We start from the raw sequence: 14,828 nt of genomic DNA, 5'->3' as shown, positions 1-14,828 counted from the left end.
TAAAAGAGTCCAAATCTTTTCTTTTTTCAGACTATTTAATATAATTTATACATAGTATAACTAGACTTTATGACTATGTCAAAACATTATTTTCATTTATACTTTTCGAGTAAAGACGACAAAGTTCGATATTGAATAAATATTCATAACTTTAAGATAATAACCACCCAGATACCGTCAAATAAGCTTTTATCCATGAATAATTATTCTTTGAATGATAATAAAAAATAATATAAAAAAAACACACTCTCCATTATGCTAGAAGATATAGCACAATAAGAAAGTGTGTTTTTTAATATATATGAAAAGTATTTTTAGGCAGTTTTCATTGCTCTACTAGCAAATACCAAGATGACAAATGCTGCAAATACCACCAATAGACCCAACACAGTGCTACCAGTCAACCCAAGCACAATATAACCAATAATGGAAATGACTGCACAGATCAACGCATAAGGAAGCTGCGTCATGACGTGGTCGATATGGTTACACCCTGCACCTGTAGAGGAGAGGATGGTTGTATCGGAAATCGGTGAACAATGGTCCCCGAACACTGCCCCTGCAAGCACTGCAGCCAGGGCCGGCAAAAGAAGGCTTACGTCTGTCGCAGCTGCAATCTGACCTGCGATTGGAAGCAATAGGCCAAAAGTTCCCCATGATGTACCTGTAGCAAGAGCTGTAAATCCTGCGATAATGAAGATGACTACCGGCAGGAACGCAATGTTCATGTTGGAGTCACTTACAACACCAGCAAGATAATCGCCAGTTCCAAGCTCCCCGATCAGTCCGCCAATCGTCCAAGCGAATATCAAGATATAAATGGCTGGAAGCATGGATTTGGTACCCGCCCAAATTCCTTTTCCAACAACATTCCCGCTTATTCCACCTTTGGAAATTTGACGGAACAAGAAAAGGAAGGATACAAGCAATGCAAACATACCGCCATAGAACAAGGATGCGGAAGGATCTGTGTTTTCAAAAATGCCAAGCAGTGTAATATCCCCATCAATAGCAGTTGCCCCAGTATAGAACATCGCACCGATCACACCGACAAAGAGAGAAACGATAGGCCATACAAGGTATCCGATTGTTCCTTTCGTACTTGTAGGAAGATCATCAGCAAGTTCTCCAGGAACCTCTTTTTCCGGATCATATAATTGACCAGTTTCCATGGCACGGTCCTCATGTTTTTTCATAGGCCCGATGTTGAAATTGAAAAAGCATACAACAAAAACCATCAAAAGTGCGGAAAATACGTATAAGTTCATTGGAATGATCTGCATAAACGCGCTGAATGCCGAAATATTGTTGATGCCCTGCTTTAATAATACATCAGTACCAATTGTGCCGATAATGACCGCTCCCCAGCTTGAAATGGGAGAAACAACACAGATTGGAGCAGATGTGGAGTCAATCAAGTATGCAAGTTTAGCACGTGATACTTTATGACGATCTGTCAGCGGTCTACTGATCTGACCAACTGCCAAAGCATTGAAATAGTCATCAATAAAAATGATAATTCCTAGAATTGCAGTTAAAAATTTTGAGCCTCTTCTAGTTTTAATCTTTTTTTGTGCCCAATCCCCAAATGCACGGCTACCGCCTGTAAGGGAGATGAATGCCGTAATGATTCCCAGGATGACAAGGAAAATTAAGATATAAATATTCCATAAGTTCAATTCTTTATCTTCCACGGAATAAAATAGGCCAAGCACTGTGTCCCATATCAGTACAAGCATCGTAATCGGATTGAAATCTGCAAGTAATAGTGCAGATGCCAGGATCCCTGCTCCAAGTGATAGCAATACCCTTCTGGTCAAAATAACCATCAGAATTGCAAGCACCGGAGGAATCAACGTATAAATTGTTCCTTCCATACAAAAAACCCCCATAAAATTGTAATTGGTTTGACCTGTCCAAACGGTTTACAATAATGGGGGCTCTGATTGCAAAATAAAAAGCAATGATAGAAAATAACTATCATTACTTGTATGTAATGTATGTTATCCTCCATCCGATCAGTAGCCCTCCATTATTAACCCGTCCGTACCGGTCATAATGGCAGTGTTATCCTTATTCAAGATAACCCCAGCAAAATAAGCTTGACGACTCATTCAGCTTCGGCACAGCATCCTTTCTTCTACCATCCTAGGTGTCACCCTCCAGTAGTTTTACTCTTATGCTATGCAGCCTCTACCTCATCGTATGATAAGGGAAGTATATGATTTTATTGTTTTACTATATCACAAAAATACCACCAGGACAAAGGAAATATTTTGCTAGTATCAGCTTACCGCTGACATACTACCCTGATTGTCGCAATCCACGATACTGACATCCAAGTGATCCTTTAAATTGATATCATAGGGCGAGTCCAGTTCCGCTCCCTCCGCTTCTATGATCCGGATGATCGGTCGTTCCGTGATGTCCTTATTCTGCCCTACTACGAGCCCTTTTCGGCCGTCATTGAGCGTCACAGCAAGCCCAAAAGGATAGATGGCGACAGATTTCCGGAAAGCCTCGATAATTGCAGGCTCGTAAAGGGATTCAGAACCTGCATACAGGATCTCCAAGCCCTCATGGGGCAGCATCGCGCTTCGATAGATTCGATGCGAGGTTACCGCATCAAAGACATCTGCCACTGCCAGGATCTTGCCGAACAGATGGATATCCTCATTTTTAACCCCTCTCGGATATCCACTGCCATTCAGTCTTTCGTGATGCTGGAAAGCGCAATGAGCGACAAGAAGCGGTATGGTGTGCATATTCCGTAGAATATCATACCCATAAGTGGTGTGCTTTTTCATTTCGCTGAACTCTTCACTTGTCAGTTTCCCAGGCTTGAATAAAATCTCGGAAGGTATCTGCATTTTTCCGATGTCATGAAGAATCCCGCCAAGCCCCAGCATCTCAAGGTCCTTTTGCGGCAACCCCAATTTGATCCCAATGGATAGCGCGTATAACGTGACATTCAAAGAATGGGTGAAAACATAGTTATCATGTATATAAACATCTGTTAAAAGTGTCGCCACTTCCTGGTTGTTTTTCATATCTGCAAGCAAAGTTTGAATAAGGCTCTTTAGGTCCTTGGAATACTGGTCCATCACAAACCATTTGCTAAGCTTTTTTTCGCTCTCAAGCAGCTTGAAGGTATCTGTGATAGTGGTGATCGCCTTTTTTCTTGTTTGATCAGATATCATAGTCGGAGCTTCCAAATCCTTTGTTCTGGCATCTTCTATATAAACATATGTGACATTCAACTGCTGCAACCTTGTAATCATCCGTACTGTTACAGGGATTCCCGCACTCAACAATGCTCTTCCCTGCTCATTATAGATAGTTTTCGCTAGCTTCATTCCCGGCTTCATGGACTTAGTGGGTAATAATCTCATAGTTTCTCCTATCTTCACATTTCGACAAAATCTATATATTTTCCATTATAGTAAAAACAATGAAAGAAAACTTCATTATTAACAAAATTTTTATAAAAAATTTATTATAACTTTCGACACATAAAAAAAGACCTTGCAGCGAAGGTCTTTTATATCATCCTCAACAAAGCATCCCTTCCGGACATCCCCACTGTAATGCCCAGACTTTCCGCTTCATACGTAACCGATTCCAAAGGGGCCTCTATTAATTGCTCAATTGTACGAACACCCACCGCTCGCCCAGCAATGATCCGACGATCTTTCAGCTTTTCATTCAAAAGGGCCACATCGAGGGCACCACACATGATATATCCTTTGTCACTGGTTACAGCAAGAAAATTTGTTTTAGGCAATCTGACAGTGATTGCTGTAAAAGTAAATTCATTAATTTTGATTGGCGTCATTTCAATCATAGATAGTTGTCACGCTCCCTTCCCCTATCAATTTATGACAGGAGGGGAAAAGAGTGTGAAAAATGGGTATTAGCTTAGCTTATAAACGCGAAAGCTTTTCCGCTAGGACGTCCCGAAGCAGCTCTGGCATGTAGAACTTCTTGTCTTTTGCACGCACAATGCTTGGATACATGCGCCCAAACGTGAACATATCGATTGTACCAATGGAAATGGCATCATTGTTTTGGATTACTTTCCCCTTTACTCGAATGGCTTTGATTTGCAATGTACCATCTGAGAAAAATTCACTTTCCAGCTCCAATCCACTAAACGCCATCCTTCCCATCACTTTCCCACGGAAGCCAAGGCCTTTTACCTTCAGTTCTTCCATTTCAGGCTGGATTGCTTGCTGTAGTACCTCCCGAAGCTCCTCACCTGTGAGCGTCACTCGACACGGATTGATTGGATGAGGGCATATGCGATGCAATGCTTCTCTTGTGACAGCACCTGTTGGAATGGACTCCAGCAGCACCCCTGCATTCACCATTCCGATATCTGCATCACACCACTCTTTTAATGCTTCAGCTAAAAGATTTGCGAGGGGAGAAGGAGCGAACCAGTCGATGTTCAAAGGTTCCTGTAATTCAGCCAGCTTGTACTGCAAAGCTTTTGACGCTTCCTCTTCCATCCTATCAATCACCTTTATCACTTCGCTATTGGGTTGAGTCTCTTCCAGGGAATGCAGCTTAGCCGTTTTCTGTATTATCCTCTTCTGCTCATTAAAACCAATAGAGACCTCTCCGATAAACTGCCCATACTTCCCGGCGCCACAAACGAGCGTATTCCCGACCAGTTTCCCTTCAGGCAGCTCATGATGGGTGTGTCCACCGAGAATGACATCGATGTCAGGAAACCTTCTAGCCATCTCTTCATCATCTGAGATTCCGAGATGGGACAGCACAACCACAGCATCCGACTCGGCCCTCACCTCTGGCAGGATTTTTTCCAGTATCGTATAAGGGTCTTCCAGCTTCCAACCCAAGAGCTCATAAAAATGCTGATAGTAGACGGTTATCCCAACAAAACAAACCTTTATATCACCCATCTGTTTATAGAAGTAAGGTTTCACCCAATCCGGGTATTTGCCACTGGTTTCGAACAGGTTTGCCACCAGCACCTGAAAATCAGCCTCCCGGTATAGCCCTGACAGAGCCTGATAATCCAGGGTGATTCCCTCATTGTTTCCAATCGTCGCAAAATCATATTTCAATAGATTCAACATGGCGGTATTCGCTTGGCCCTGTGTTGCCTCCGTGATAGGATGAAAGCGGTCCATATTGTCTCCTATATCCACTAGCGCAGATGGAATCTCACTACTATTCTCTTTCAAAAAAGCAGCAATTTTAGGGTATGCCTCAAAATGACTATGTGTATCGTTAGTATGTAATATCCGAATCTGCACGATCTTGTTCTCTCCTCTTTCATTTACGCACATTGATTGCTTAGAATAAATCCAGTTGTTTAGGAGCCAACCCCTCATATTCCAGCTCCAGCATTTCTATCATCCTTTTGGCATTATCAGCAGCATGCCCACCGGAATTATTGTTAAACAGCACATAAATATCCTTTGTGGAGTCCTTTATACTCTCCAAATTCCGCTTCCATTCCAGCAGCTCTTGCTCATTATAGTCGTAAAGATAACGGACCTCCCGCCAGTCTTTACCTGATACGGCCTTTGTCCATCCGTGCACATTTCTCCCATGCAGCCTTACAAGAGTACGCTCCTTATCAGTAGGATGAAGCACTGTAGGGATGGATCCTTTTCCAGCTTGCGGTTCATCGCAAATGCTGTGTATCCAGCCCTCCTCCTCCATAAACGTCAAAGTCTGCTCTCGAAAAGACTCCGAAAACCAGGACTGATTGCGAAACTCAAGCGCAACTCTTGTATCTTTCATCTTTTCCTTGCACCACCGTATATAGCTCACATTATCTTTGTTGCAGTCAAACCAGGGTGGAAATTGGAAAAGTACCATGGCAAGCTTATTAGACTCTTCAAAAGGCTCGATCGACTCAAGAAAAGCTTCAAACATCGCCTCTTTCGTCTCAAACGGAATATCCCCTCGCTGATGACCGGTCATCCCCTGATAGGCCTTTACAATGAATTGAAATGTTGGTGGAGTGTCCGCCACCCATTTCTCCACATTCCGTTTAGGCTGAATGGCATAAAACGAGGAATCCACCTCCACCACCGGGAAGTGAGCAGCATATTCCTTTAATTTATCCCTTGCTGCAACCCCTGAAGTATAGAGGGAATCATGGTCCCCCCAGCCTGTAACCCCAATAAGAAACATCCGTATCACCTCATTTTTTTCATTTTAACATAATCCGGCAGCCATACTAAAATATATAGTGTTGGGCTTGGGGTTAATTGGTACAATAAAGTAAATAGAATTAGAATAGGCGGGGGATATATGAAGAATAAGATTGTCTTTTTTGATCTGCTGTTTTACCTGGTAATGCCTTATGTGATCTGGAAATATGGACAAGACCCTCTGGGGGATTATTATGCCATTCTACTATCCACAGTCCCTGGATTCGTTTATACCATCGTTAGATTTTTAATAGAAAAACAATATAATGTAACTGGTATGTTCATTCTTGCTTCACTATTCATCTCTACCATTGTGGACATACTGTCAGGCACTGCATTCAATATGCTCCAGAACTCCGTATACGTCGGAGCTGGATTCGCCCTTTTCTTCATAGCAACGATGATTGCGAGAAAGCCATTAGGTCTCTACTTCCTGGCTGACATCGCTTACCTGCAAGGCCATAAAAGGGAGGACAGCCTTCGTTTGTATCGACAGAAGGAATTATTGCCTGCCTTTTATATTGTGACAGGTATTTTTGCCTTGAGAGGCCTATTCTCGGCTGGACTGAAGCAATATCTGATCGGCGTGTATGGAGTGGAAGGCTATGACCGGATACTTTTCTTCATGAAGATCAATGGCTGGGTCTTTTCTGCAATCATTGCAGCAGGATTCATCTATGTTAACTTGAAGATCAATGATTATTTGGAAAAGCAGAAAAAGCAGGATAAGAAAACTGACGTGAAGGAAGAGGTCGGGGAGGAATTGATATAGAAAATGTGCATATTCTGTTGCTAAATTTAATGGAGCATTGACTTATTCACAGCTTATGCACAATTCACAGAGCTCTCTGCACAAAAATATTGATTTGCGCGTAAAAAACTCGATTTACGATGAAAAAAATCATTTTATGCACAAAAAAGGGGCAGTTATGCACAATTCGCATATTTCGGCAAAATAAAAAAAATTACAAAACAAAAACCCACACCTAAGTGTGGGTTTATTTATTCTACCGATTACCCAATACTACCTTCCATCTCGAACTTGATCAGACGGTTCATTTCTACTGCGTATTCCATTGGAAGTTCTTTTGTGAATGGCTCGATAAAGCCCATTACGATCATTTCTGTTGCTTCCTCTTCGGAAAGACCACGGCTCATCAGATAGAACAATTGCTCTTCGGATACTTTCGATACCTTCGCTTCATGCTCAAGTGATACGTTATCATTGAACACTTCGTTGTAAGGAATCGTATCGGAAGTGGATTGGTTATCCATGATCAGTGTGTCACACTCGATGTTGGAACGAGCGCCGGAAGCTTTTTTGCCAAAATGCACGATACCACGGTATGTTACTTTTCCACCCTGCTTGGAGATGGATTTGGAAACAATCGTAGAAGACGTGTTCGGTGCAAGGTGGATCATTTTTGCACCTGCGTCCTGGTGCTGTCCTTTACCAGCTAATGCGATGGAAAGAGTCATACCGCGAGCGCCTTCACCTTTAAGGATAACCGCTGGGTATTTCATCGTCAGTTTGGAACCGATGTTGCCATCAATCCATTCCATTGTCGCGTTCGCTTCACAGACTGCACGCTTCGTTACAAGGTTGTAAACGTTGTTCGCCCAGTTCTGGATCGTTGTATAACGGCAATAAGCATCTTTTTTGATGATGATTTCAACTACTGCACTGTGCAGGGAGTTGGTTGTGTATACAGGTGCTGTACAGCCTTCTACATAGTGTACATGTGCGCCTTCGTCCACGATGATTAGCGTACGCTCGAATTGACCCATGTTTTCAGAGTTGATTCGGAAGTATGCTTGAAGTGGAGTTTCCACTTTAACACCTTTAGGAACATAGATGAAAGAACCACCGGACCATACTGCAGAGTTCAATGCTGAGAACTTATTGTCAGTTGGCGGGATTACCTTCGCGAAATGCTCACGGAAGATATCTTCGTTTTCTTTTAAAGCTGTGTCAGTATCTTTGAAAACGACACCAAGGTCTTCCAGGTCTTCCTGCATGTTGTGGTATACAACCTCGGACTCATACTGAGCGGATACACCAGCAAGATATTTTTGCTCCGCTTCAGGAATACCAAGCTTATCAAACGTCTGTTTGATTTCCTCCGGTACTTCATCCCAAGAGCGCTCAGACTTTTCAGATGGCTTTACGTAGTACGTAATTTCATCAAAGTTTAAGCTGTTCAGGTCGCCGCCCCATTGAGGCATTGGCATGTTATAGAAATGTTCCAATGATTTAAGACGGAAATCCAACATCCATTGAGGCTCGGACTTCATGCGAGAGATCTCTTCTACGATCTCTTTCGTAAGTCCACGGCCGGAACGGAAAATGGATACGTCCTTATCCTTAAAACCATACTTGTAATCGCCGATTTCAGGCATTTTTTTTGCCATTTTCTAATTCCCTCCATTCAAGAGGTGAGCTCTAGAAACATGGTTCCTAAAGCTCCCTATCCTAAAAACTTATTCCGACTTGACGCCCTTTTCCATGGCTTTCCATGCAAGGGTGGCACATTTGATACGTGCAGGGAATTTAGCAACACCTTGAAGTGCTTCAATATCCCCTAAGTCCAAATCTTCTTCGCCATCGTATTCCTTACCTAGCATCATATCATAAAAGATCTGGGAAAGTGCCAAAGCTTTCTCGACTTCCAACCCTTTGACCGCTTGCGTCATCATGGAAGCAGAGGCCATGGAGATGGAACAACCCTCTCCATCGAACTTTGCATCTGCTACTTTTCCATCTTCCACTTTCAGCGTTAAGTGTATGCGGTCCCCACATGTCGGGTTATTCATATCAATGGTAATTCCATTTTCCTCAAGCTTCCCCTTGTTGCGGGGGTTCTTGTAATGATCCATAATCACTTGACGGTAAAGAGTATCCAAATTATTAAAAGACATTGCTAAAGTACTCCTTTGTTTTCACTAATGATGCTACCAGCTTATCAATTTCTTCCTCTGTGTTATACAGGTAAAAACTAGCACGTGCCGTGGAAGAAACGTTCAGATACTTCATTAAAGGCTGTGCACAGTGATGTCCTGCGCGAACAGCGATTCCTTCTGCATCCAAAACAGTAGCTACATCATGAGGGTGTACATCTTCTATATTAAAGGTAACCAGTCCAGCACGCTTCTTCGGACCATAAATCGTGATACCTTCTATTTCAGACATGCGGTTCATGGCATACTCGGCAAGCTTATGCTCATGAGCCAAGATATTTTCCATCCCGACTTGTTCAAGAAAATCAATGGCCGCTCCAAGACCGATTGCACCAGCGATGATAGGGGTTCCGCCTTCAAATTTCCAAGGCAGCTCCTTCCATGTGGATTCCTGCAACCCGACAAAGTCGATCATTTCCCCGCCAAATTCAATCGGTTCCATTTTCTCAAGAAGGTGTTTTTTCCCGTATAGGGCACCAATACCCGTCGGCGCACCCATTTTATGACCGGATAGTGCGAAGAAATCGCAATCCAAATCCTGCACATCCACTTTCATATGCGGAGTACTCTGGGCACCGTCCACCACCATAATCGCTCCATTTTTATGGGCAATTGCAGCGATCTCTTTAATCGGATTGATGGAACCCAATACATTGGAAACCTGCATCACAGAAACAATTTTCGTGTTTTCCGTAACAGTCTCCTCTACATCCTTCAAGGAAATCGAACCATCTTCTGTCAGAGGGATATACTTCAAAGTAGCTCCTGTTGCTTTAGCCGCCTGCTGCCAAGGAATGATATTACTATGGTGCTCCATATAGGTAATAACTATTTCGTCGCCCGCTTTAAGGTTCGCACGGGCATAGCTGCTTGCTACAAGGTTGAGGGCAGTTGTCGTACCACGAGTGAATACGATTTCCTCTCTGAAAGATGCATTGATAAAATTCTTCACTTTATCACGTGCACCCTCATAACCATCAGTCGCTCTAGTACCCAGTGTATGAACGCCACGATGCACATTGGAGTTATACCCTTTATAGTACTTTTCCAAGGCCTCAATCACCGCTAGGGGCTTTTGAGAAGTAGCAGCACTATCTAAGTACACAAGCGGATTTCCATTGACCTCTTGATGCAAAATAGGAAACTGCTGACGAATCTCCTGGATATTCATTACTTAACTTTCCTTTCAATTACATCAATCAACAGGTTCTTTACCTTTTCAATTGGTAACTGTTGAACAACCGGTGCCAAGAATCCGTGAATAACTAAGCGTTCAGCTTCCTGCTTGGAAATTCCGCGGCTCATCAGGTAGTAAAGCTGAAGCGGATCTACACGGCCTGCAGAAGCTGCGTGACCTGCTGTTACATCATCTTCGTCAATAAGAAGAATCGGGTTTGCATCTCCACGAGCTTTTTCGCTAAGCATCAACACGCGTGATTCCTGCTCGGCATTAGACTTGGAAGCTCCATGCTCGATTTTACCGATTCCGTTGAATACGGAGCTTGCGCTGTCCTTCATTACACCGTGCTTTAAGATCTGTCCTTCAGAGTTCTTGCCATGATGCACAACCATTGTAGTAAAGTTCTGCTTCTGCACGCCACGTCCAACCACTACAGTCTTTGTGTCACCAGTAGAGCCATCACCGATCAGGTGCGTGACATTCTCTGAAATCGTGTCTCCATCGTTCATCAGGCCAAGTGCCCACTCCAATGTTGCATCGCGTCCTACTACTCCACGACGGTTCACATAGGTAGTAACACCTTTACCAAGGTTATCCACAGTCCCATAAAGAACCTTGGAGTTGCCGTTCGCAATAACCTCAGAAACGATGTTGAAAATGGATCCTTCTCCATCATTTGTGCTTAGGTAGTTTTCCACATACGTAACAGCGCTATTGTCCTCTGCTACAATCAGTACATGGTTGAATACCGCTTCCGCCTTATCATGAACATAGATTGCCTGGATCGGTTCCTCAATCACAACATTCTTAGGAATGTATAGGAATGCCCCGCCATTCATCAATGCTGCATGAAGTGCAGTCAGTTTGTGCTCATCTACTTTCACTCCATCTTTCATGAAGTACTTTTGCACAAGGTCACTGTGTTCTTTTGCTGCTGTTAAAATATCGGTGAAAATGACACCTTGGGAAGTCAACTCTTCTGTTAGGGAAGAAACGACAGGTGTATTGTCTACTTGAACATATATATTCTCAACATCTACCAGAGCCTTTACCTCTTCGGGTAACTGGTCCACAGAAGTAATGGAAGTTTCAACAGTATGCTTTTGGAATCTTGTGAAATTCCAGTTGGTAATCTTCGTTTTATCCGGCTTTGGTAATGGAAGTTCTTCCGCCAATGCAAGAGCTTGTAAGCGAAGATCCGACAGCCACTGCTGCTCCCCTGATTCCTTGGAGTAGTTGCTTAGGTAGTCTTGATCAAACGGTAATTTTGTCTCTAACGTCATGATAATCCTCCTTGCTTACGCTTCTTGACCGACTGTTTCGTCTTCGATACCCAATTCTTGCTTAATCCAATCGTAACCTTCTGCCTCTAAACGCTGCGCTAATTCCTTGCCACCGGACTTCACAATGCGACCTTGCATCATAACGTGAACGTGGTCAGGAGTGATGTAGTTCAATAGACGCTGGTAGTGAGTGATGATAAGGCAGCCAAAGTCTTCTCCACGCATTTGATTGATTCCTTTAGAAACAACCTTCAATGCATCAATATCAAGACCGGAGTCGATCTCATCAAGGATTGCAATCTTAGGCTCAATCATCATTAATTGAAGAATTTCGTTACGCTTCTTTTCCCCACCAGAGAAACCTTCGTTCAGGTAACGCTGTGCCATTGCCTGATCCATTTCAAGGAAGTCCATGTTCTTATCCATTTTGCGGATGAACTTCATCAAGGAGATTTCATCGCCCTCTTCACGACGAGCATTGATTGCAGAACGAAGGAAGTCAGCATTTGTTACCCCACTGATTTCACTTGGATATTGCATTGCAAGGAATAAACCTACTTTCGCACGCTCATCCACTTCCATTTCAAGCACATCTTCACCATCAAACGTGATGCTTCCGCTTGTTACTTCATATTTAGGGTGACCCATGATAGCAGATGAAAGCGTTGACTTACCTGTACCGTTTGGACCCATGATAGCGTGAATCTCTCCGCCTTTTACTTCAAGATTTACACCCTTTAAAATCTCTTTATCGTTAATAGATACATGTAAATCCTTGATTGTTAACGTTGAACCCATAACTCTATACCTCCAATGATCTGTGCTTCTATATAAAAACACATTCTTGTTTTAATTCTCATTTTATTCTCATTACAATCTTATAACAAATAGAAAGTGTTAGCAACCTTTTCCGATTTGTGACAGCCCCCCTCAAATTATATCGAAAATAAAAGGGTTATGTCGAATGAAGTACATAATTTATCTTACACTATTCAGGAGGAATCATCCTTATCTATAAACAAAAAGGGTATGTGATACCTCCATTCATTTCGGAGAAAATCACTTACCCTTTTTGTGTCTTCCTATTATATAGAACCAATCGAATTGCTAAGTTCGTTACGGGTGGAATTTACGGTCTAATTCTGCAACGATCTCCAAGCTTTTCTTGTATTCAGCATCTCGATGCTGTTCTACCTCCATACGCTTGGAAAGCTTACGCGAGTATTCCTCATAACCAAAACCATAAGCCTGATACATTGCCTTTTCCATTTCGCCAGTGTACTTCACATGTACTTGATGGATAATAAACCAATCCCTTCATATTTATATGTGTTTAATTTGCGTATCCAGTTTTGTAGATACCCTCGAAGTATTTACATTAAACACATTATTAATCATAGCAGAGATGGGAAAATGAACCAAAGCGGAAATACACCCGAATATCGGCGTATTACGTTATAATCCCTCATTACGGGCCGAGGTGATAGGCGTTCCTATAATACCTCGGGATTGGTCCTGATTGGAGGATGTCCTGATGGAGGGATTCTTTCTTTTTATGATGGACTTTTGGTGCTACTTTTTTCGTTGAAAGGTCCTTCATAGGCTCGATGATGGACTTTTCTACCCTGTTTCCCCTTGAAAATGGCCTTCATAAGCTCGATGATGGACTTTTCTACCCCGGATCCCCTTGAAAAGGGCCTTCATAAGCTTGATGATGGACTTTTCTACCCCGGATCCCCTTGAAAAGGGCCTTCATAAGCTTGATGATGGACTTTTTCCACCTTGGATCCCTTGAAAAAGCCCTTCATCCTCTTCACATACAAAAAAACCGCCCGAAAAGTAAGTCGGGCAGTTCTTTCACTCATTGCTGCAAATCACTAAAATCCGCAATACACGACTGCACCAATGTCACGGACTGGCTCATCGCCGCACCACCGCCGAATGCCGCAGTCACACCGCATACCTCGAGAATTTCCTGTTCGGTTGCTCCCTGATCCAAGCAACCTTTCGTGTGGTAAACGATACAGTACTCGTCCTGTGAATAGACACTCACCCCAAGCGCAATGAGCTGCTTCTGCTTTTTGTCGAGCACGCCTTCTTTGAAGCATGCTTCAGTAAATTCATTGTAGTGATGTGCAAGCTCCGGCATTTTCTCGGTGAATACCCCTAAGCCCGCTTTATAGTCATGAAGTGCTGCTTCTGCATAGTTTTTCGGTTCATATTGTTGTTCCATTCGTGACAACTCCCATCCTAATTTTTCACAGTGTTAGTATTTGTTTAGGGAGGAGGAATGTATTCATCCACATCACCATCCAATAAAAAAAAGCGTCCAATGAAGGACGCTTTTACATAACCATTACTCCCCTGCAGGAATAACAGTTCCTTGATATTTCTCTTCGATGAACTTTTTGATGTCTTCGGATTGAAGAACTTCCACCAATGCTTTGAGCTGCTCATTGTCTTTGTCCTCAGAACGAACAACAACAAGGTTTACATATGGGTTGTCTTCTGGTGACTCAAGGGCAATCGCTTCTTTCGCAGGGTCGATATCGGCACCAAGTGCATAGTTTCCATTGATCAGAACCGCATCGCCATCACCATTCAAGTAAGCTTGTGGAAGGAATGCCGCTTCGAATTGCGTGTTGAACTGCAAATCTTTCGGGTTTTCTTCGATATCATCCACAGTTGCAGCTGTTTTTTCCACACCTTTTTTCAGTGTGATTAATCCTTTTTCCTGCAGCATGGAAAGAATACGGCCGTGGTCAGCAACAGAGTTACTCATCAAGATTTCCGCACCTTTTGGCAGGTCCTCCAGGCTGTCATGTTTTTTGGAGTAAACTCCAATCGGCTCGATATGAACGCCACCGGCACTTTCAAACTCATAGCCGTTATCAGCGATTTGCGACTTCAGGTAAGGCTCATGTTGGAAAAAGTTAGCATCAAGATCTTTATCTTTTAATGCCTGGTTAGGAATAACATAGTCAGAGAATGTTTTGATTTCTAGCTCGATTCCTTTCTCTTCTAATAAAGGGGCCGCCTCTTCAAGAATTTCAGCGTGGGGTACATTGGATGCACCTACAACCAGCTTACCTTCTTTAATCCCTTTCCCGTCGCCTGAACCGTTCCCGCCTTCATCGGAACCGCAAGCCGCCAATACAAATACCAATAAAGAAATGATTGCAAAGCTTAATAATTTTTTCATCTGTAAAATCC

At 42.9% G+C, this 14,828-nt stretch carries 14 protein-coding genes and 1 riboswitch; of the genes, 1 reads left to right on the top strand and 13 read right to left on the bottom strand.

The annotated features are described in order from the left end of the window. Positions 1-314 precede the first annotated feature (314 nt). The 5 genes from ACQCT5_RS10085 to ACQCT5_RS10065 all read right to left on the bottom strand — a co-directional run bounded on the left by ACQCT5_RS10085 (position 315) and on the right by ACQCT5_RS10065 (position 6,174). Positions 315-1,877 (bottom strand): Na+/H+ antiporter NhaC family protein, encoded by a 1,563-nt coding sequence (locus ACQCT5_RS10085; RefSeq protein WP_499641467.1) that lies wholly within the window; start codon positions 1,875-1,877, stop codon positions 315-317. Between the two features lie 137 nt (positions 1,878-2,014). Then, positions 2,015-2,204, bottom strand: a riboswitch (Lysine riboswitch). Between the two features lie 81 nt (positions 2,205-2,285). Continuing rightward, the gene (locus tag ACQCT5_RS10080) at positions 2,286-3,392 is read right to left on the bottom strand and encodes an HD-GYP domain-containing protein (protein ID WP_499641465.1); all 1,107 of its coding nucleotides are present in this window, start codon (positions 3,390-3,392) and stop codon (positions 2,286-2,288) included. Between the two features lie 149 nt (positions 3,393-3,541). After that, a complete protein-coding gene (locus ACQCT5_RS10075) occupies positions 3,542-3,844 on the bottom strand; it encodes a YunC family protein (protein WP_499641463.1) in 303 nt (100 codons plus the stop codon). A 79-nt stretch (positions 3,845-3,923) separates the two neighbouring features. Continuing rightward, a complete protein-coding gene (locus ACQCT5_RS10070) occupies positions 3,924-5,285 on the bottom strand; it encodes a bifunctional metallophosphatase/5'-nucleotidase (RefSeq protein WP_499641461.1) in 1,362 nt (453 codons plus the stop codon). 40 nt (positions 5,286-5,325) lie between these two features. Next, on the bottom strand, positions 5,326-6,174 hold the full coding sequence (locus tag ACQCT5_RS10065) for a DUF72 domain-containing protein (protein ID WP_499641459.1): 849 nt from the start codon (positions 6,172-6,174) through the stop codon (positions 5,326-5,328). A 120-nt stretch (positions 6,175-6,294) separates the two neighbouring features. Here ACQCT5_RS10065 and ACQCT5_RS10060 point away from each other — a divergent pair, with 120 nt between their 5' ends. Beyond that, the gene (locus tag ACQCT5_RS10060) at positions 6,295-6,966 is read left to right on the top strand and encodes a VC0807 family protein (protein ID WP_499641457.1); all 672 of its coding nucleotides are present in this window, start codon (positions 6,295-6,297) and stop codon (positions 6,964-6,966) included. 242 nt (positions 6,967-7,208) lie between these two features. Here the strand turns inward: ACQCT5_RS10060 and sufB are convergent, their stop codons facing one another. The 8 genes from sufB to ACQCT5_RS10020 form a co-directional block, all read right to left on the bottom strand. Continuing rightward, a complete protein-coding gene (gene sufB, locus ACQCT5_RS10055; RefSeq protein ID WP_204418694.1) occupies positions 7,209-8,606 on the bottom strand; it encodes a Fe-S cluster assembly protein SufB in 1,398 nt (465 codons plus the stop codon). 69 nt (positions 8,607-8,675) lie between these two features. Next, a complete protein-coding gene (gene sufU, locus ACQCT5_RS10050; protein ID WP_499641455.1) occupies positions 8,676-9,113 on the bottom strand; it encodes a Fe-S cluster assembly sulfur transfer protein SufU in 438 nt (145 codons plus the stop codon). After that, entirely contained in the window at positions 9,103-10,323 is a 1,221-nt protein-coding gene (locus tag ACQCT5_RS10045; RefSeq protein WP_499641453.1) for a cysteine desulfurase, read from the bottom strand. The genes sufU and ACQCT5_RS10045 overlap by 11 nt, the downstream gene beginning before the upstream one ends. Further along, complete coding sequence (gene sufD / locus ACQCT5_RS10040; RefSeq protein WP_499641451.1) at positions 10,323-11,615, bottom strand: Fe-S cluster assembly protein SufD; 1,293 nt, start codon at positions 11,613-11,615, stop codon at positions 10,323-10,325. Before sufD ends, ACQCT5_RS10045 begins: the two co-directional genes overlap by 1 nt. Before the next feature lie 15 nt (positions 11,616-11,630). Then, complete coding sequence (gene sufC, locus ACQCT5_RS10035) at positions 11,631-12,413, bottom strand: Fe-S cluster assembly ATPase SufC (protein WP_499641450.1); 783 nt, start codon at positions 12,411-12,413, stop codon at positions 11,631-11,633. A 318-nt stretch (positions 12,414-12,731) separates the two neighbouring features. After that, complete coding sequence (locus tag ACQCT5_RS10030; RefSeq protein WP_417899068.1) at positions 12,732-12,884, bottom strand: YuzK family famiily protein; 153 nt, start codon at positions 12,882-12,884, stop codon at positions 12,732-12,734. Positions 12,885-13,476: 592 nt separating this feature from the next. After that, positions 13,477-13,848 carry a carboxymuconolactone decarboxylase family protein gene (locus tag ACQCT5_RS10025; RefSeq protein ID WP_499641448.1) on the bottom strand — a complete coding sequence of 124 codons (372 nt, stop codon included), beginning with the start codon at positions 13,846-13,848 and terminating at the stop codon, positions 13,477-13,479. 123 nt (positions 13,849-13,971) lie between these two features. After that, complete coding sequence (locus ACQCT5_RS10020; protein ID WP_499641446.1) at positions 13,972-14,817, bottom strand: MetQ/NlpA family ABC transporter substrate-binding protein; 846 nt, start codon at positions 14,815-14,817, stop codon at positions 13,972-13,974. Between the last annotated feature and the right edge of the window lie 11 nt (positions 14,818-14,828).

This window comes from Sutcliffiella halmapala (assembly GCF_050107295.1).
Taxonomy (GTDB): domain Bacteria; phylum Bacillota; class Bacilli; order Bacillales; family Bacillaceae_I; genus Sutcliffiella_A; species Sutcliffiella_A halmapala_A.
The sequence above is the reverse complement of the archived record's forward strand: the minus strand, read 5'-3'. Positions and strand labels throughout refer to the sequence as shown.